This is a genomic window from Nitrosospira sp. Nsp2, from assembly GCF_003050965.1.
In the GTDB taxonomy this organism is placed as follows: domain Bacteria; phylum Pseudomonadota; class Gammaproteobacteria; order Burkholderiales; family Nitrosomonadaceae; genus Nitrosospira.
Map to the genome: position 1 here is coordinate 321274 of NZ_QAOU01000003.1, position 17915 is coordinate 339188.

17 protein-coding genes and 1 rRNA gene are annotated in these 17915 nt (G+C 54.4%); 7 read left to right on the plus strand and 11 right to left on the minus strand.

What is annotated here, in order from left to right:
- Positions 1-26 precede the first annotated feature (26 nt).
- Positions 27-139: ribosomal RNA gene (rrf, locus tag C8R31_RS09090) — 5S ribosomal RNA — on the plus strand.
- A gap of 326 nt (positions 140-465) precedes the next feature.
- On the opposite strand, the gene C8R31_RS09100 is transcribed toward rrf, so the two are convergent.
- The 10 genes from C8R31_RS09100 to C8R31_RS09145 form a co-directional block, all read right to left on the minus strand.
- The gene (locus C8R31_RS09100) at positions 466-1575 is read right to left on the minus strand and encodes a sulfate/molybdate ABC transporter ATP-binding protein (RefSeq protein ID WP_107693750.1); all 1110 of its coding nucleotides are present in this window, start codon (positions 1573-1575) and stop codon (positions 466-468) included.
- A complete protein-coding gene (gene cysW / locus C8R31_RS09105) occupies positions 1556-2455 on the minus strand; it encodes a sulfate ABC transporter permease subunit CysW (protein WP_219907488.1) in 900 nt (299 codons plus the stop codon). Before cysW ends, C8R31_RS09100 begins: the two co-directional genes overlap by 20 nt.
- A 10-nt stretch (positions 2456-2465) precedes the next feature.
- Positions 2466-3299, minus strand: coding sequence for a sulfate ABC transporter permease subunit CysT (gene cysT / locus C8R31_RS09110; RefSeq protein ID WP_107693751.1), 834 nt, complete (start codon positions 3297-3299; stop codon positions 2466-2468).
- Positions 3296-4153 carry an EAL domain-containing protein gene (locus C8R31_RS09115; RefSeq protein ID WP_107693752.1) on the minus strand — a complete coding sequence of 286 codons (858 nt, stop codon included), beginning with the start codon at positions 4151-4153 and terminating at the stop codon, positions 3296-3298. The genes cysT and C8R31_RS09115 overlap by 4 nt, the downstream gene beginning before the upstream one ends.
- Positions 4154-4189: 36 nt before the next feature.
- Positions 4190-4549, minus strand: a complete 360-nt coding sequence (locus C8R31_RS09120; protein ID WP_107693753.1) for a DUF2325 domain-containing protein — start codon at positions 4547-4549, stop codon at positions 4190-4192.
- A gap of 43 nt (positions 4550-4592) precedes the next feature.
- Positions 4593-5588, minus strand: a complete 996-nt coding sequence (locus C8R31_RS09125; protein WP_107693754.1) for a sulfate ABC transporter substrate-binding protein — start codon at positions 5586-5588, stop codon at positions 4593-4595.
- A gap of 45 nt (positions 5589-5633) precedes the next feature.
- Positions 5634-7280, minus strand: a complete 1647-nt coding sequence (locus C8R31_RS09130) for an alginate export family protein (protein ID WP_107693755.1) — start codon at positions 7278-7280, stop codon at positions 5634-5636.
- Between the two features lie 157 nt (positions 7281-7437).
- Positions 7438-7659, minus strand: coding sequence for a YezD family protein (locus C8R31_RS09135; protein WP_107693756.1), 222 nt, complete (start codon positions 7657-7659; stop codon positions 7438-7440).
- A 267-nt stretch (positions 7660-7926) separates the two neighbouring features.
- Entirely contained in the window at positions 7927-8223 is a 297-nt protein-coding gene (locus tag C8R31_RS09140; RefSeq protein ID WP_107693757.1) for a hypothetical protein, read from the minus strand.
- 115 nt (positions 8224-8338) lie between these two features.
- On the minus strand, positions 8339-9118 hold the full coding sequence (locus C8R31_RS09145; RefSeq protein WP_107693758.1) for a PEP-CTERM sorting domain-containing protein: 780 nt from the start codon (positions 9116-9118) through the stop codon (positions 8339-8341).
- A 498-nt stretch (positions 9119-9616) separates the two neighbouring features.
- Between C8R31_RS09145 and ttcA the strand changes: the two genes are divergently transcribed.
- Positions 9617-10510: a tRNA 2-thiocytidine(32) synthetase TtcA gene (gene ttcA, locus C8R31_RS09150; protein ID WP_107693759.1), complete on the plus strand. Its 894-nt coding sequence runs from the start codon at positions 9617-9619 to the stop codon at positions 10508-10510.
- A 60-nt stretch (positions 10511-10570) separates the two neighbouring features.
- Positions 10571-11938 carry a DegQ family serine endoprotease gene (locus C8R31_RS09155; protein WP_107693760.1) on the plus strand — a complete coding sequence of 456 codons (1368 nt, stop codon included), beginning with the start codon at positions 10571-10573 and terminating at the stop codon, positions 11936-11938.
- 11 nt (positions 11939-11949) lie between these two features.
- Here C8R31_RS09155 and C8R31_RS16040 read toward each other — a convergent pair whose 3' ends face one another.
- Positions 11950-12096, minus strand: coding sequence for a hypothetical protein (locus C8R31_RS16040; RefSeq protein WP_181320516.1), 147 nt, complete (start codon positions 12094-12096; stop codon positions 11950-11952).
- A gap of 107 nt (positions 12097-12203) precedes the next feature.
- Here C8R31_RS16040 and leuS point away from each other — a divergent pair, with 107 nt between their 5' ends.
- The 4 genes from leuS to C8R31_RS09175 all read left to right on the plus strand — a co-directional run bounded on the left by leuS (position 12204) and on the right by C8R31_RS09175 (position 17895).
- Complete coding sequence (gene leuS / locus C8R31_RS09160) at positions 12204-14801, plus strand: leucine--tRNA ligase (RefSeq protein ID WP_107693761.1); 2598 nt, start codon at positions 12204-12206, stop codon at positions 14799-14801.
- A gap of 27 nt (positions 14802-14828) precedes the next feature.
- Positions 14829-15317, plus strand: a complete 489-nt coding sequence (gene lptE, locus C8R31_RS09165; RefSeq protein WP_107693762.1) for an LPS assembly lipoprotein LptE — start codon at positions 14829-14831, stop codon at positions 15315-15317.
- Positions 15318-15352: 35 nt separating this feature from the next.
- Positions 15353-16369 carry a DNA polymerase III subunit delta gene (holA, locus tag C8R31_RS09170; protein WP_107693763.1) on the plus strand — a complete coding sequence of 339 codons (1017 nt, stop codon included), beginning with the start codon at positions 15353-15355 and terminating at the stop codon, positions 16367-16369.
- Positions 16370-16629: 260 nt separating this feature from the next.
- A complete protein-coding gene (locus C8R31_RS09175; RefSeq protein ID WP_107693764.1) occupies positions 16630-17895 on the plus strand; it encodes a glutamate-5-semialdehyde dehydrogenase in 1266 nt (421 codons plus the stop codon).
- Positions 17896-17915 lie beyond the last annotated feature (20 nt).

Below are 17915 nucleotides of genomic sequence, written 5' to 3' on the forward strand. Positions count from 1 at the left end.
TCGGTTGTGGTACGATAAGAGTTACGCTTGGCGGTCATAGCGCTTTGGACCCACCCCTTCCCATCCCGAACAGGGCCGTGAAACGAAGTCGCGCCGATGATAGTATGCATTCGTATGCGAAAGTAGGTCACTGCCAGGCACCTTACAATAAAAAAGCCCCGCTCGTTAGAGTCGGGGCTTTTTTATTGCCTATCGCTCCCGCTACGCTGACCGGGCCTCCCCGGGTTCGATGAAGGCACCCAGCCCCAAGCTGAGGCTGGTTTGTCGATCGCTCTGCACGTCCCTTGCCAAGGGCGCAGAGCGGATCTTAAAGTACCTCTGAAGAAGTCCTCTGCGCGGCGCATTGGGGAGTGTGCTTTGTCTGTTCTTGGCGAAGCGATCAGCCATTTACGTCCCGCCTCTCGCGCCTCCCATCCCGCTAAGGCAGTCGTCTGCCGCGTCTGGCGGATCTGGTCCGGAGGTTCCCTAGTGTATCTGGCGCGGAAAAAGATCGACGCGGGAGGGTTTTATTAAAACCTGATCCCCGCGCACCAATTTCAGTTCCCTGAAACGTTCCTTTGTGATTTCAACCTCTATCAACTCCTTCTGTTCGATATCCGTGCCGGCGTCGCGCATCAATTCAAGACGCACGACGGGGCCGATCGCAAGAACATGGCTTACCTCCGCGGCCAGCCTCAATCCCGTATCTGCCTCGCCGTCTCCCGGGCTGAGGGCGGAAACCCGCTCGATTTCAATATCGTGCGGCCTCACGTACGCTATTGCCTCGAGCTCTTCCGCTTCCGTATGCTCAGGCGCATCGATTTCTACTCCTCCAATCCAGGCACGTCCGCGGTGAAGTCGGCCATGAAACAAATTTACCTTGCCGAGGAATTCGTAAACGAAAGGACTCGCGGGATGTTCATACACTTCATCCGGTGTCCCGATCTGCTCAATACGCCCTTCATTCATAACCACTACCCTGTCGGCCACTTCGAGCGCCTCTTCCTGGTCATGCGTGACGAACACGCTGGTGATATGCATGTCGTCATGCAGCCTTCTTAACCAGGCACGCAGCTCTTTCCGTACCCTAGCATCCAGTGCGCCAAAAGGTTCATCCAGCAATAATACCTTCGGCTCAACGGCCAGGGCCCGCGCGAGAGCAATCCGTTGACGCTGCCCGCCCGAAAGCTGATGAGGATAGCGATCTGCCAGCCAGTCCAGTTGCACCAGCTTCAGCAACTGATGCACGCGTTCGCGAATTTCTACGTCCTTGGGGCGGAATTTCTTGGGACGCACGCGTAGACCGAACGCTACGTTTTCCATTATGGTCATATTCCTGAATAGGGCATAGTGCTGGAATACAAAGCCGACTTGCCGCTCGCGCACATGCTGGTCGGTAGCGTCCTCTCCCTGAAACAAGACCTGGCCGGCATCCGCAGTTTCCAGTCCGGCGATTACGCGCAATAGGGTAGTTTTTCCAGAGCCGGAAGGTCCGAGCAGCGCCAGTAGCTCCCCTGAACGGACCTCGAGGCTAACGTCGCGAAGCGCAGAAAAACTCCCGAAGTTCTTGGAAAGATTACGCACCTCTATGCTCATTCCCATTTTCCTTGTCATTATGTTTTTTGGATTCGACTAGGCTTTTTAGTGCCAGCGTAACCAGCGCGAGCAGCGCCAGCAGCGATGCCACGGCGAACGCCGCCGCAAAATTGTATTCGTTGTAGAGTATCTCGACATGAAGCGGCAGCGTGTTGGTACTCCCCCGGATATGGCCGGAGACGACCGATACCGCGCCAAATTCTCCCATTGCGCGGGCGTTGCACAGGATCGTGCCATAGAGCAGACCCCACTTTATGTTTGGTAGCGTCACGCGGAAGAAAATTTGCCACCCATTAGCGCCAAGGACCACGGCGGCCTCCTCCTCCTCGGTACCCTGGGCCTGCATGAGGGGGATCAGTTCACGTGCAATGAAGGGAACGGTCACGAATATGGTAGCGAGCACGATGCCCGGAACCGCAAAAATAATCTTGATGTCGTGTTCGGCCAGCCACGGCCCCAGCCACCCCTGCAACCCGAAGATGAGCACGTAGATCAATCCTGAAACTACGGGCGAGACCGAAAAAGGCAAATCAATGAAGGTGATCAGCAAATTCTTACCGCGGAATTCGAACTTTGCTACAGCCCATGCAGCGGCGACGCCGAATATCAGGTTGAGCGGTACTGCGATTGCCGCAGCGGTGAGGGTAAGCTGAATGGCAGATAGCGCATCCGGCTCCGTGATGGCGGCGAAGTATACGTCCAGCCCCTTCTTAAGCGCCTCGTAAAACACTGAGATCAGGGGTACGAAAAGGAAAAGCGTGAGAAAGGCCAGCGCGATGCCGATCAAACTCCAGCGGACCCACGCAGGCTCTTCAATTGCCTGGGCGGGTCTCACCGTGGGCCGGGGAGCGTGTTGTACAGGGATCGTAGTGGCGTTCATCAGAGTGTGCTCACGTCAATACGCTCCGCCGACGGCTCCACCATTGAAGCAGGTTGATGATGAGCAACATGACAAACGATATCACCAGCATCACAACCGCGAGCGCGGTGGCGCCGGCATAGTCATATTGCTCCAGCTTGGTGATGATCAGGAGCGGCGTAATCTCGGAGACAAGAGGCATATTGCCTGCAATGAAAATCACCGACCCGTATTCCCCGATGGCGCGAGCGAAGGCAAGCGCGAAGCCGGTTGTCAACGCTGGGAAAAGCGTGGGAAAAATGATCCTCGAAAACGTTTGCGCCCGGTTTGCCCCGAGTGTGGCAGCCGCTTCCTCCAATTCAGACTCGATGTCTTCCAGCACCGGTTGTACAGTACGCACCACAAAGGGCAGTCCGATAAACGTCAGCGCCACAAAAATACCAAGCGGAGTAAACGCAATCTTTACCGCGAGGGGTTCAAAAAACTGCCCGATCCAACCGTTGCCTGCATAGAGCGCGGTCAAGGCGATTCCCGCGACGGCCGTCGGCAAGGCGAATGGCAGATCCACCAGCGCATCGACCAGTTTTTTGCCCGGGAAGCGATAGCGCACCAGAACCCAAGCCACCAACAGCCCAAATACAGCATTTACCGCCGCGGCGGCAAAAGAAGCGCCAAATGTCAGCCTGTAGGACGCCACTACCCGTGGAGTCGTCACCACATTCCAAAACTCAGGCCATGTGAGCGCTGACGTGCGGATAAATGCTGCTGATAACGGAATTAACACGATAAGGCTAAGATAAAGCAGCGTGAACCCAAGCGCCAGATTGAAGCCCGGCAGAACGCTGTGTTGTTTAAATTTACTCAATCCAGGGTCCCTCTAAACGACGGCCGACGATGATCTCCCGGCGATTCAAGGTATTGTGTCCGCCGGAGACCTGGTATAGCCGCCTCAATCCCCCGCACTGGCATCCCGAGGGCGCGTCCCTGCAATAGATCCGCTCCTTCCTGAAGGGCGGTATCCTTATGCTGTACTGTTTCAATTTCATGTACTAGCACTGACGCACCGAAATGATGTATCGAGTCGAGCAGTGCTTTCGTCCCGTAACGGCCTGCTAACGTCCAAGCCTCGAGCCTCACAATATCCGGATACAAGCTTCCCAATTCTGCCATCCAGTTGTCACTTGTGCCGCTATGATTGGCTGCAATCCGATAACCGCGCGAACGGTAGTTGCCGATTACATGCGCCAGCAGCTTCCAGTTGCGATTCACTTCCCCGGGGATCTCGATGACAACGCGAGAAGCCGGTATTCCGATGAGATCAAGCACCTTTGCAAACGCGTTACCATGATCATCCTTGACACTCTCAAGCAGACGGGGCTGCACGCTGACAAAAAGATTCCCCGGCCCCGAAGCAGCGCCAAAGTAATTCAGCGCATGCACGGTCCGGCACAACCGATCCAGCCTGACGAGCGCTGAGTCCTCTGTTGCCAGCGAAAAAATATCCCAAGGTGAAACGATATTTTTATTGTCGGGCTCGCATCGAATAAAAGCTGCATGCCCAATAACCTGTAATGCACTTGAAACCACCGGCTGGAACACGCTTGACAGCCGATTCTCAGCGAAGTGGGCCACTACCCACTCATCTTCCAAACGCTGCAGCCGATAATCGGTGGTTGCCTGGACGCGCACCAATTCGCCCTCCGCGCTTCTTGCTTTCATATCTAGGATATTTCCCTTGCCAGTGTAAAGATGATCTCAATGATTCCCGCGGAACCAATGCCTAACGAAGTTCCTCACATCATTGATCTTGTCGCGGCAGCGACAGGGAACGGTGCTGAGCGTCAGTCCCTCCAGCTTCCGGCGCAATTCATGGCTGGAACTGCGGCAATACACCAACGGGATACCATTCTTGGTGGCCTGTTGTTTCAGCGCATTCGATACGCTGTGGCTCACATAATCGTACAGTATCACCACGAGTCTCGCGCTGCGGGGAATTGCACGTTTGGTAAACCTGGGACGGCGCCCATCCCAGTGTTCGACACGCTTCAATCCGTGCGCGAGCAGTTCTCGCCTCAGTGTCTCGATATAATCTCCACCTACTACCAATGCAGTCATCTTACCTCCGGATCATATGAGTCGGTATTCCGTATAGCTCGTGCTACTTCTGATAAATCTGATCAAAGGTACCGCCATCCGAGAAATGGATCTTGTGAGCGTTTTTCCAACCGCCAAATGCGTCGTCGATCCTGAACAGCTTGATTGCGGGGAACTGGCTGGCATATTTTGCGGCAATGGCGGAATTGCTGGGACGGTAGAAATTTTTTGCCGCTATTTCCTGCCCTTCATCAGAATACAGATACTGTAGATAGGCTTCAGCAACCGCTCGGGTACCCTTCTTATCAACCACCTTGTCTACCACTGCAACCGGGGGTTCGGCGAGAATGCTCAATGACGGCACCACAATCTCGAATTTGCCGGGGCCCAATTCCTTGATCGCTAGAAAAGCCTCATTTTCCCAGGAGATAAACACATCGCCCACACCGCGTTCAACGAAGGTGGTTGTGGAGCCGCGAGCACCGGAGTCAAGTACCGGCACGTTCTTATAGATATCCGCTACAAATTCCTTCGCCTTGGCTTCGCCGAAGTGCCGCTTGCCAAATTCCCAGGCTGCAAGGTAATTCCATTGGGCGCCGCCAGAGGTCTTAGGATTTGGCGTAATGACCGCGACACCGGGCCTGGCAAGATCGTTCCAGTCCTTTATGCCCTTCGGATTCCCTTTTCGCACCAAGAAAACGATCGTGGACGTATAAGGCGTACTGTTCTGCGGCAAGCGTTTCTGCCACCCTTCCGGGAGCAGCTTTGCTTTCTCAGCAATTGCGTTAATGTCATTTGCCAATGCAAGCGTGACGACGTCGGCCTCCAAGCCATCAATTACAGATCGCGCCTGCTTGCCCGAGCCACCGTGGGACTGCTTGATGGATACCTTTTCCCCGGTTTTGGCATCCCAGTGTTTCACGAATGCGGCGTTGAATTCATGATAAAGCTCCCGGGTGGGATCATAGGAAACGTTTAAGAGCTGTTTCTCCGCGAATGCGTTGAGCGTGATAAAACTCAGTACCAGCAGGGCCCCCGAAAGGCCTGTCTTCAATCTCATTTTTTTATCCTTGATAGATTAATTGGGAACAAACTAATGATTCACTTAAAAGGCGCTGATGACGACTTCGACGTAGAGGAAATCCGAGCCTCGGGGGCTACGCCCCAGCGCAGCCACTTGCCTGTGGCGCGTGAAGTTGCCGCTGACAAAATGCGAGTACCCGATGGTGGTATCGATGCGCTCAGTCAGCTTATAACGCGCCCGTATGTCGAAATTGTGGCCAATGAAGTCGCCGCTTCTGCCCGTCACATCGCGATTAAACCCGGGGTTACGCCTCGCGCTGGTGTTGCCGTCGAGCAGGTTATTAAAGCGGTCCGTGCTGCTCGCAAGCCAATACCAGCCGTAGCCGCCATCGATACGCAAGTCCTTGACCGGCTGAAACTCGAGCTTGATTTTTGGAGCCTTGATATTCTCGAACACGATGTAGTCGTCTGCTGACCATGGCCGCGCGAAACCAAAGAACCGTTCAAAGCGATTGTTCACGTTGTCGTTGGGATTACGGTCTCCGGTCGCATAGCCATAAAAGGCGCTGAGCCGTGGTTTCCAGTCGTGCTTGAAGGTATACCCTGTTTCAAGGGTATAACCATGCGCGTCATGTTGCTCCGTACCGTTTCTTCCAAACTGATAAGTCAGGTTAAAGTCATAGTCCAGGTTGGTGTTCCCTATCTTCCCGTAGCCACGCAGGCCGGGCGAATGAATCTCGCGATCTATCTGACCTGGCGCTTTGCTACCATCCTGCATGAGACTCATGTAATACGGCTGGAGCGTAATGACATCCGACCACTTGCGCCAGTGGCCGATCGAGCCGTAAAACCAATGGTTTTCGATACGCTGGTCAAAGTCGCTCAGCAGGCGTTTGACGGGTTGGTAGGCCCACAGATCGACTTCCCAGTCATTGACTTCCTGACCAAGGTTCAGGCGGAACCCTTCAAAGGTATTTGTGGTGTTGCGCCATTCGTTGCGACCAATAAAACGCCGGTCAAGTGCCTCGTATGCCATGCGGCCCGCCCGGAATCGAAGTGGGCGTTGTTGCTTCCTGTCATCCGCGCCTAGCGCGCCTTTAAAATAAAGTTCGCCGTAGGCCTGAATCAATTCATGATCGTTAAAGTCGCGATCGTCGTGAGGAAATGTGCCGTTATAACGCCGTGAGTCCTGGAACTCGACTGCACCTCTTAGTGGGTCCAAGATCTCCTTGATGCCTAAATACGCCCTGGAACGGAGCAGGAAAGGCTGATCGAGAACGAGATCGGTCCGCCTAATGTCGTTGCTGCGGAATTCATAGCGGGTCCGGTGATCCAGGCCCACGTCCAGCCATGTGATGTCCTTGAAAGCCTCAATGCCGGTCTTGCTCAGATTCCGGACATATCTGGGCGGATCAGATTCGGGCTGTGTGCTATAGCTGCTTGACGGCCTGAAGTAGCTTGTAGACTTTTTGCCTGCGTCCTCTTTAGAAGCAGAGGTATTCATTGAAGCAGGTTTTTCAGCGGACGGGATCGCCCATTTAAAGTTTTCGCTCGAACTCCCGACCGATCGATTCCCGGAAGATGCCACTCGGGTGTTAGAAATTTGCTGCGCGCCGTAGGGTGTCACCTGAGACTTCTCTTTTTCATCGCCGCTGTCATTTGCATGGAGCGAGCTGACGGCTAACATGCTGAGTGTGGACGCAAGGGTGACTTGCCAAAAAACTTTCATCGTAGCTCCTGAATCATTCTTAATCGCCCCCTCCGCTTCCTGGTCAGACGCAATATTGTCCTGTCGTATTTAACCTCCAATTGCATGGTGGGTTTTTGTCGTCATTAGATCACCACTTAAGCAAACGCCAGTGACTGGAGGTACATGAGTTCATAAGTCATTTCCTGACAGCAGGCTCTTTATGGCTGACACGAATCTTTTCACGGCTCTCTATCTGCATTACTTTACCGTCATGCAGAATTACTTCTACCGAGCCGTATTCAATGCTGGCAATCGCGCGCAGTATTTGCTGCCTTATCTCCACGGGAATGCGTTTACCAACATAGTCCAACGCTTCATGTTTATCTTCCAGTTCAACAATGTTTGTAATAGCAATCATTTTTCCCTCAAAAGAGAGCAATAAACCCAAGTGCAAAGTTACCAGTTGTCGTTATAAGCGAGGCCAGGGTGAACGTTACCAGTCCCCATTTATGACGGGAACTAATAAGATTCGATTTGTTTATCGCTTTTTCTGATATAGAAAGTGAGATCGAAATAATGTGGAGCGGTTTGCATGTTGTTCCTGGATGCGAACCTGGGATTACGGGTAACGTGCACGATGCGCTCTGATTCAGAAAAATTGAAACTCCCTGAGCTGCAGAAAGCCTTAATTGCGCAGGCTAGCCCGGTGCGCATCCGATGCAGCGGCGAAGCATGCATGGCAGAACTTGCCGTATACGGCGCGGAACGCCTTACCCTTGGAGTTATCTGCCTGGTCGGTGTAATAGTCTATGGTGCCAGGCGTGAACAATGACTTCGCGATGGTTTCAAAGACATTGTTTTGTTCCGCCCCCCCGCCTACATAAAGAGTTAGGTCCGGCGTAACGGTGGGGCCGACCGCGTTTGCCTGGCCGGCAACAGCCAGCGCGAAAGAGGCGGCCGCGAATTTTAGTTTGTTTTTCATTATGGCGTATCCTTTAAGAGTAAATTGATTGCTTAATGTTATTCATTTATCAGGCGAAGCCATCCCTGACCCGGCCAAAACCTGCCGGGTTCTTTAAATGAGAAAAGAGTGAGTTTTAGGACGCTCGGAGGGAACGGCGCCGGGCAATTGATCCCACCAGAGCCAGGCCAGCTAACAGCATGGCCCAGCTGTCAGCTTCGGGGATGGGTGAAATCGCCAGCGCCCCGGCTTCGCTTAACGTTACCGTGCCCAGTTGATGGGAATTCACCACGTTGGTGACCGGCGCGCCATTTTTGGTAAGCTCATAAAAACTCAGCGTGCCGCCCAATCCGGCGGTCGTATCGAAATTCGATTTCGTATTCCAACTGGATCCATGCGCGACTTCGTACGAAGCATAATCAGCAGGACCTTCTTTGAGATGAACCGTCGAATTTCCCCTTGCGAATCCCGTGGCACCAAAATTGCCGCTTGCGGTGACAAAGGAATTAAAATTGCCGCCCCAGGAATTAAGCTGGGCATTGCGCGTACCATCGGGAACGCCAACAGCGGGTCCGGTGGTCAGATAGCTGACAGGATCGTGATCCACTGATCCTGCATTGGTATCCGCGGCAATGATGTTCCATTTGATATCGGCCAAATGTGCGCTGCCGACATGCGTCAGGAAAGAGTTCCAATTTGCATCGTTGGCGAGATTAACCGAGAGGCCGGTAAAAGACGGGGTGAAGTCATCCTTGCGCAACCCGGTATCCAGTGCAAAAGAATAACCACTTACGGATTCATAAGCGTTAAACAATACCGAACTGTTTCCTGCAGAGCCATCGAATGCGGCGAGTGCAGTACTTGAGGTGATGAGAGCCACCGCGGCCGCGAGATATTTGATTTTATGTAATTTCATTAAAACACTCCTTGATTTCAATTGAACGAAGTAACCGAACTGCACTCGCATCCTGGGGGCAAATTCTCGCTAATGAAAACGACATATTTGCATTAGGAAATGAATTGATTTCATGAATTAACGAACTCGCCGCAAAAAACGCCGGAAGGATTTTTCCGAAAGGATAGACAGGAATCAGGAAATGTAAAAAGAATAAATAATGGTAATGAATTGACTTTTAGTCATTACCATTTCTGCGAACGTGACGCCGCCGCGAGATCTAAGGCGAAAAGACTTATGGCTCGGCGGCTAATGCGGTTTTCTTAACAGGCTGTGCGGAGCGGGATGCCGTAAACGGATCATCTACATGCGGGAGTGTTCTTGGAACAAACGGTTGCTATCGGGGAAATTTTCCTTAAAATTTAGCCCAAGCTGAACCGGCGTGGGGGTGCTGGACCTGACGGACGTCTTGCATCTATGATAACTAGGTAAACAACGGCTCAGACAATAAGGCCAAATATGGAAATCGTGTCCAGGAAAGAGCAGCATAACGTCAACAAGCTGCACAAGCGCTTAAGACGGCTCGTCGGTTCGGCTATTGCCGATTTCAACATGATCGAGGATGGCGACCGGGTGATGGTGTGTCTTTCCGGGGGCAAGGATAGCTACGCATTGCTCGACATTCTGAGCAACCTGCAAGCGCATGCGCAAACGCAGTTCGAACTGGTTGCAGTAAATCTGGATCAGAAGCAGCCCGGTTTCCCTGAAGAGGTGCTGCCGCGATACCTCTCGGCGATTGGCATGCCGTTTCGCATTGTCGAACAAGATACATATAGCGTTGTAAAACGTGTAATCGCGGAGGGCAAGACGACCTGCAGTCTCTGCTCGCGTCTACGCCGTGGCATCCTGTACCGCGTTGCGGGAGAACTGGGCGCCACCAAAATCGCGCTGGGGCATCACCGCGATGACATCCTTGAAACCTTGTTTCTCAACCTGTTTTACGGCGGCAAGCTAAAAACCATGCCGCCAAAGCTGGTGAGCGATGACGGGAAAAATATCGTGATCCGCCCCCTGGCTTACTGCAAGGAGAAGGATCTGGCGGCTTATGCCGAGATGGAAAATTTCCCCATCATTCCGTGCAACCTATGCGGGTCGCAAAAAAATTTGCAACGCCAGGCGGTTAAGGAAATGCTTCAACAATGGGACAAAAAGTTTCCGGGCCGGCTCGAGACAATGTTTACCGCGTTGCAGAATATCCAGCCGTCTCATCTTGCCGATCCCAGACTTTACAATTTCAATGAGCTCAAGGCGGGTAACAAGCCTTTCCCGGACGGCGATAGAGCTTTCGACCCCGAACCGTTCGAGCCTGGGATGGAGGAAATACTGAATTTGGGCAAGGGTCTCAATGCCTGACCCTCAGACTTTCTGCTTCAGCTGATTGGGTGCCCCAAGCAGGCTTTACCGAGTGAATACATGAGAAAAGCGTCCCGAGTTGTTTTGTTACAGGTCAGCTTTGTTATTTTGCTGGCCATGGTCTTTCCCGCGCACGCGGGTTTACCCTTTGCGAACAGCAAAAACGGTGTGCCGACCCTGGCTCCGCTACTGCAGGAGGTGACACCGGCGGTAGTGAATATTTCGGTGCAGTCGCGTTCGGCCATCGAGGATAACCCTCTATTCCGCGATCCGTTTTTCCGCCGATTTTTCAATATCCCCGATCAAGCCGCCCGACAGGAGCAGAGTGCGGGATCGGGGGTGATTGTCGACGCCGCCAGCGGTTATGTCGTAACCAACTATCATGTTATCAAGGATGCCCAGCAGGTCACGGTCACGCTCAAGGACATGCGTCAGTTCGTGGCAAAGCTGGTGGGAAGCGACCCAGGCACCGATATCGCATTGCTTAAAATCGAGGCAAAAAATTTGCAGGCATTGCGCCTCGGCGATTCGGATCTGCTTAATGTGGGCGATTTCGTGGTCGCGATCGGCAATCCGTTCGGGCTAGGGCAGACCGTTACCTCCGGCATCGTCAGTGCGCTTGGCAGGAGCGGGCTGGATCTTGAGGGTTATGAAGATTTCATACAGACCGATGCGTCCATCAATCCGGGGAATTCTGGGGGCGCGCTGATCAATCTCAAGGGAGAGATGGTCGGTATTAACACGGCTATTATCGGTCCTTCAGGCGCCAACGTTGGTATTGGGTTCGCGGTGCCCAGCGCCATGGTCAAGGCAGTGCTGGATCAGATCGTACGTTTTGGTGAAGTGCGAAGGGGGCGGCTGGGGGCGAGTAGCGAAGATATTACACACGACCTGGCCCGCTCTCTGGGGCTCGCTTCTACCGAAGGCGCGATTATCAGTACCGTTGAGTCCAAATCGCCAGCCGAACAAGCTGGCCTTAAGCCCGGCGACGTGATAACGGCAGTGAATGGGCGCCCGGTTAGACGTTCGATCGATCTGCGCAATAAGATCGGGATGATGCCGATCGGGGAAACAGTGAATCTGACTATCCTGCGGAATGGCAAGACCCTGACTACCAAGATCAAGATCGCGACGCCGCTTGAGGTTCCGGGCACGGAGGCGGAGACGGTACCCCAGCTTGCAGGTGCAACCGTGGCAAACTTCAAGACCGGGGCGCGCGGAAAAATTGAAGGCGTGATCGTCACCCAGGTGGATGCGAATAGCCCGGCCTGGCTCCATGGTATCAGGCCCGGCGACATCATTTTCGGGGTCAATCGCAAAAAAGTACGCTCGGTACAGGAATTCCTCTCGGTCCTCCAGTCAAGCGATGGCCGGATCATCCTCAATCTGCTGCGAGGCGACTTCAAGCTGGCCATCGTCATCCGATAAGCAATAAGCAATTACCAGTAAACAGTAGGCGGCTCAGCCCGAGTTACCGTAAACGCGGTTCCAAGCCGAATTTTCTGCCAGTCGTCGCAATTGGCATTCGGAATTCGAACGCTGCAAACGCTATCCGGGTCGAGCTCCTTGCCTGTCATCTCATCCATGGGGTTTTTCCGGCGCAGGCAAAATCGATAACGAAACAAACGGATGCCGTCCGGTGTTTTGGTTCGCGGTATAATTCTCGGTTTTATGGCGGGAAAGCTGAGAAGTTATGCAGGAAAAATATCATCCAGAGGAAATCGAATCGGAAGCGCAGCAGTACTGGGAAAAAACCGCCGCGTTCAAGGCCGATGAAACTCTCGCCAAGCAAAAGTATTATTGCCTGTCCATGTTTCCGTACCCCTCCGGCAAGCTGCACATGGGTCACGTACGCAATTACACAATAGGCGATGTGCTCTCGCGCTACCGCCGTATGCTGGGTTACAACGTCTTTCAGCCAATGGGCTGGGATGCGTTCGGGTTGCCTGCGGAGAACGCGGCTATGCAAAACGGTGTGCCACCCGCCCGGTGGACCTACGACAACATCGCGTACATGCGCAAACAATTGCAGAGCCTGGGGCTTGCCATCGACTGGAGCCGGGAACTGGCAACTTGCAGTCCGGACTACTACCGATGGAATCAGTGGCTGTTTTTGCGGATGCTGGAAAAAGGTTTGGCGTATCGAACCACCGGCATCGTTAATTGGGACCCTATCGACCAGACGGTTTTGGCCAATGAGCAAGTATTAGACGGACGCGGGTGGCGCACAGGAGCGTTGGTCGAGAAGCGCGAGATTCCGATGTATTACTTGAGAATCACCGCGTATGCCGACGAGTTGCTGGAGTCGTTGAACACGTTAACCGGGTGGCCCGAGCGGGTAAAAACAATGCAGGCAAACTGGATCGGCAAGAGCCCCGGCGTTGACGTAACGTTCCCGGCGGATGCAGGGTCCGGCATGCCGCAAGCGTTGAAAGTTTTCACCACTCGTGCGGATACGCTTCTTGGCGTTACATACGTTGCGGTGGCGGCTGAACATCCAGTTGCGCTGCAAGCGGCAGAGACCAATCCTGATCTGGGTGAATTCATCAGTGCGTGCCATCTCGGAGCCACGATGGAAGCGGAACTTGCAACTCAGGAAAAAAGAGGCATGGATACGGGATTGTTTGTCATCCATCCCCTGACCGGGGAAAAACTTCCGGTATGGGTGGCCAACTATGTGCTGATGGGATACGGTGAGGGTGCGGTAATGGCCGTCCCCGCGCATGATGAACGCGATTTCGAGTTCGCGAAAAAATACGGGCTGCCGGTTAAACCCGTCATCAGGCCAGCCGATTCCGATTTAAGCGTTCCGCTCACGCAGGCATACGTTGAGCACGGCTTGACGTTTAACTCGGGCGAATTTTCGCGGCTTGAATTTCAGGCGGCGGTGGATGCAATCGCGGCGGCGCTGGAAGAGAAAGGATTGGGGGAGAAACGGGTCCACTACCGCCTGCGCGACTGGGGCATTTCGCGTCAACGTTATTGGGGCTGCCCCATTCCGCTGATTTATTGCAGCGCATGCGGAGTCGTGCCCGTGCCGGATGACCAGCTTCCGGTAGTGCTGCCGGACGATCTTGTGCCGGACGGTTCGGGCAATCCTCTGGCAAAAACGCCATCGTTTTACGAGTGTCTCTGTCCCAGTTGCGGCCAGCCGGCGCGACGGGAAACAGACACGATGGATACCTTCGTGGATTCGTCATGGTACTACATCCGCTACGCGTGCGCGGATCAGAACGCGCGCATGACCGATGAGCGCGTAGACTACTGGCTGCCGGTGGATCAGTACGTCGGCGGAATCGAACATGCGATTCTGCACCTTCTTTACTCCCGCTTCTGGAGCAAGGTCATGCGTGATTTCGGGCTGGTGAAGTTTGACGAGCCGTTCGCAAATCTCCTGACCCAGGGCATGGTGCTGAACGAGATCATGTTCCGGAAAACCGAAACCGGGCGCATCGTTTATTTCAATCCCGCAGATGTGGACATTCAAACCGACGAGCAGAGCAGGACTATCGGCGCGGTGCTGCGGGCGGACGGCCAGCCGGTTGAATTGGGCGGGATTGGGACAATGTCCAAATCCAAAAATAATGGGGTCGATCCGCAATTGCTCGTCGAAAAATATGGGGCCGATACCGCAAGATTGTTCATGATGTTTGCCAGTCCTCCGGAACAGACGCTTGAGTGGGCGGATGCCGGAGTAGAGGGCGCGTTCCGCTTCCTCAAACGGTTATGGAAGCAGGTTTACGAACACGTGCAGGCGGGCACAGTGGCTGCTCCAGTGCGGCCGGCGGAACTGGGCCCCGAGCTTAAGGCGCTGCGTTTTCAACTGCACCAGACTATTGCCAAGGTGGGCGATGATTTCGGCAGGCGACATACGTTCAATACCGCCATTGCCGCGGTCATGGAACTCATGAACGCCCTCGGCAAATTGCAGGACTCCAGCCCCGCTGCGCGCAGCGTAATGCAGGAAGCAATGGAAAGCATCGTATTGCTTCTGTCGCCGGTCGTTCCTCACATTTGCCGTGCGCTATGGCGCGAACTTAAACCGGGAACAGAGCTTCTCGACCAGGCTTGGCCGCAAGCCGACAGCACTGCCCTCGTGCGGGATGAAATCGAATTGATCGTTCAGGTAAACGGGAAACTGCGCGGCAGGATATGCGTAGCGAGAGATACGCAGCCCCAGGTTATCGAGCGACTCGCACTGGAAAACGATCAGGCGCTAAAGTTCATCGGGAACCAGCCGGTGAAAAAGGTTGTAATCGTGCCGGGCAGATTGGTAAATATCGTTGTCTAAAGATATTAGACCCATGAGGACGCTCTTATGAAAAAAATTGTACTCGTCGTGTTCTGTTTCTTCCTTGCCGCCTGTGGTTTTCAGCTACGCGGTCAGGCTACACTCCCATTTGAGACCCTTTTTATCTCGTTCCCTGTAGGCAATCCTATTGGTACCGATCTGCGGCGTTTCGTCAAGGCTGGCACCAGTACCCGTCTCGTGGATAACCCCCAAAATGCTGAAGCCACCTTGGAAGTTATCAGCGCAGTGAACGAGAAACAGATTATGTCGGTCTCCGGCGGCGGCCGGGTACGGGAATTCGAATTACGCTATCGGGTTTCCTTTCGTCTAGTAGACGCTAAAGGGGTGGAGCTCATCCCCGCCAACGAGATTGCCCTGCGACGCATTATTCCTTTTACCGACGCCCAAGTGGTGGCGAAAGAGGGGGAGGAGGCAATGCTCGTCAGGGAAATGCAGAGCGATGCCGCAGCGCAGATCCTGCGGCGGCTTGAGGCGGTTGGTACGGCCGAAGGCTGAGAACCGGTTGCCCAGGCTTACATCTTAAGCACATCATGCGTGTTACCCCCGAGCATCTTCCTCGACATCTGCAGAAACCGCTGGCGTCGCTCTACACCGTGTTTGGCGACGAACTACTGCTTTGCATCGAGGCCGCTGATGCAATTCGGACCAAGGCACGGCGTGAAGGCTACAGTGAACGGGAGATTTTCACCGTAGACCATCATTTCGACTGGTCTGAACTGCAACGGTGCAGCAGCAGCTTGTCGCTATTCGGTGAACGGCGTGTCATGGACATCCGAATTCCATCAGGCAAGCCCGGAGTCCAGGGCAGCGCTGCAATAGAGGATTATTGCAAGGCACTGCCGCCGGATACGCTCACACTCGTCACGCTGCCGAGACTTGACAGGCAAGGCACGGCGACAAAATGGTTCAAGGCGCTTGAGGGCGCGGGGGTCACGATTCCAGTCTATGCAGTCGAACGCGCCAGCTTACCCGTCTGGATCGGCCAGCGCCTGGGCATGCAAAAGCAAAGTGCCGATAACGACACACTGCTGTTTCTCGCCGACAAGGTAGAGGGCAATCTTCTTGCCGCCTATCAGGAACTGAAGAAACTGGCCTTGCTGTATCCTGCGGGCCCATTGTCCTTCGAGCAGGTAAAAGATGCGGTGCTGGATGTGGCGCGTTATGATGTGTACAAACTGTCGGCCGCGATGATGGAAGGCGAAGCCGCACGATATACTCGCGTACTTGAAGGGTTGCGGGGCGAGGGTACGGCGTTGCCCCTCATCGTGTTTACGCTTTCCGGGCAAATCCGCGCGGTGATAGCGGTTCGCAAGGGGCTTGATGCGGGGAGTCCGGTTAGCCACTTGATGAACCAGATCAGGGCCAGGGTAGATCAGCAGAAATTAGTGGAAAGCACGGCAAGACGCCTTACGCTCAAACAGTTATTGCAGGCTCTGCTGCATATGTCGAAGATAGACAGGATCAGCAAGGGTGCGGCGAAGGGCGATGCCTGGGATGAATTGCTGCAACTGGGATTGCGTTTAGCGATAGCGGGCCGCAAGCAATGATGCGCTTGCTCGGCCGTCTTCCTGCAAGTTATCCAAAAATGTGGATTTCGTGACCGGCGCGTTATTCAGAGCGGTTGGGGCAGCAATGGATGGGTTGGGGCTGCGGCGGTATGGGTTGGTGGCTGTGCCTGTGCCTATGCCTCGCCCGATAGAAGGTCGGTACTCGCTTTGCCCTGCTGTCCGCGCTTGTATGATAACGCTAGCTCGTAATCGCGCTTAAGTCGCAGATTGATAATTCGCTGTCTTAATGGAACCGTGACATGGATATGATCGACGTCAAGACTTACATGCAATCAATCGGGCGTGAAGCCCGCGCGGCATCGCGTCTGGTTGCAAGGGCGGAGACTGCCGCAAAAAACCGGTCGCTCACGCAAATGGCCGCGGCCATCAAGCGTGATGAGCAAATGCTGCTGGCCGCGAATGCGATGGATGTTGAAAGCGCCCGTAAACGCGGCTTGGACTCGGCCATGATCGATCGGCTGACGCTTACGCCGAAGGGCATCGCAGCTATGGCGGAAGGGTTGCTGCAGATCGCGGCACTGGCTGATCCGGTCGGTGAAATCAATGATTTGAAGTACCGTCCGTCCGGTATACAGGTGGGCAGGATGCGCGTGCCGCTTGGTGTCATTGGAATCATCTACGAAGCACGGCCCAACGTTACGGCTGATGCCGCCGGGTTATGCCTCAAGGCGGGGAATGCCGCGATACTGCGCGGCGGATCCGAGGCCATCAACAGCAACCGTGCGATTGCGGCGTGCGTGAAGGAGGGGCTGAAAGTGGCAGGGCTGCCGGAAACGGCGATCCAGGTGGTAGAAACCACTGATCGCCAAGCCGTAGGTGAACTCATCACGATGAAAGAATTTGTGGATGTCATCGTGCCGCGCGGCGGCAAGGGGTTGATCGAGCGCATCGCCAGTGAAGCGCGCATTCCGGTCATCAAGCATCTGGATGGCGTTTGCCACGTCTACATTGACGATCAGGCGGACCTGGACAAGGCGCTGCGCATTGCCGACAACGCTAAAACCCAGCGCTATGGAACGTGCAACACCATGGAGACACTGCTCGTGCACCAGGCTATCGCCGAGAAAGTGCTGCCTCCGTTGTGCAAAATCTATTTCGACAAGGGCGTGGAGCTGCGCGGGGATACCGCGTCGCGAGCCATCGTTCCGCAAATGAAGGAAGCCACGGAAGAAGATTGGGGCGCCGAGTATCTTGCACCGATTCTGAGCGTGCGGGTGGTAAGCGGGCTTGATCAGGCGATCGAGCACATCACCATATACGGATCGCAACACACCGACTCCATCATTACTGAGGACTACAGCCGTGCTCGCCGTTTCCTGCGTGAAGTCGATTCTAGTTCGGTAATGGTGAACGCGTCAACCCGGTTCGCCGACGGGTTCGAGTATGGACTGGGCGCTGAAATCGGCATCTCGACAGACAAGCTTCACGCCCGCGGACCGGTGGGATTGGAAGGATTGACCAGCCAGAAATTTATCGTGCTAGGCGACGGACACGTCAGGCAATAAAGCGTAACCGGGGCCATCAG

Coding starts and splice junctions, on each gene's coding strand:
- leuS (WP_107693761.1), top strand. CDS start 12,204: ATGCAGGAAAAATATCATCCAGAGGAAATCGAATCGGAAGCGCAGCAG.
- C8R31_RS09145 (WP_107693758.1), bottom strand. CDS start 9,118: ATGAAATTACATAAAATCAAATATCTCGCGGCCGCGGTGGCTCTCATC.
- C8R31_RS09175 (WP_107693764.1), top strand. CDS start 16,630: ATGGATATGATCGACGTCAAGACTTACATGCAATCAATCGGGCGTGAA.
- C8R31_RS09140 (WP_107693757.1), bottom strand. CDS start 8,223: ATGAAAAACAAACTAAAATTCGCGGCCGCCTCTTTCGCGCTGGCTGTT.
- holA (WP_107693763.1), top strand. CDS start 15,353: ATGCGTGTTACCCCCGAGCATCTTCCTCGACATCTGCAGAAACCGCTG.
- C8R31_RS09135 (WP_107693756.1), bottom strand. CDS start 7,659: ATGATTGCTATTACAAACATTGTTGAACTGGAAGATAAACATGAAGCG.
- C8R31_RS09155 (WP_107693760.1), top strand. CDS start 10,571: ATGAGAAAAGCGTCCCGAGTTGTTTTGTTACAGGTCAGCTTTGTTATT.
- ttcA (WP_107693759.1), top strand. CDS start 9,617: ATGGAAATCGTGTCCAGGAAAGAGCAGCATAACGTCAACAAGCTGCAC.
- C8R31_RS09125 (WP_107693754.1), bottom strand. CDS start 5,588: ATGAGATTGAAGACAGGCCTTTCGGGGGCCCTGCTGGTACTGAGTTTT.
- cysW (WP_219907488.1), bottom strand. CDS start 2,455: ATGAACGCCACTACGATCCCTGTACAACACGCTCCCCGGCCCACGGTG.
- lptE (WP_107693762.1), top strand. CDS start 14,829: ATGAAAAAAATTGTACTCGTCGTGTTCTGTTTCTTCCTTGCCGCCTGT.
- C8R31_RS09120 (WP_107693753.1), bottom strand. CDS start 4,549: ATGACTGCATTGGTAGTAGGTGGAGATTATATCGAGACACTGAGGCGA.
- C8R31_RS09115 (WP_107693752.1), bottom strand. CDS start 4,153: ATGAAAGCAAGAAGCGCGGAGGGCGAATTGGTGCGCGTCCAGGCAACC.
- C8R31_RS09130 (WP_107693755.1), bottom strand. CDS start 7,280: ATGAAAGTTTTTTGGCAAGTCACCCTTGCGTCCACACTCAGCATGTTA.
- C8R31_RS09100 (WP_107693750.1), bottom strand. CDS start 1,575: ATGAGCATAGAGGTGCGTAATCTTTCCAAGAACTTCGGGAGTTTTTCT.
- C8R31_RS16040 (WP_181320516.1), bottom strand. CDS start 12,096: ATGGATGAGATGACAGGCAAGGAGCTCGACCCGGATAGCGTTTGCAGC.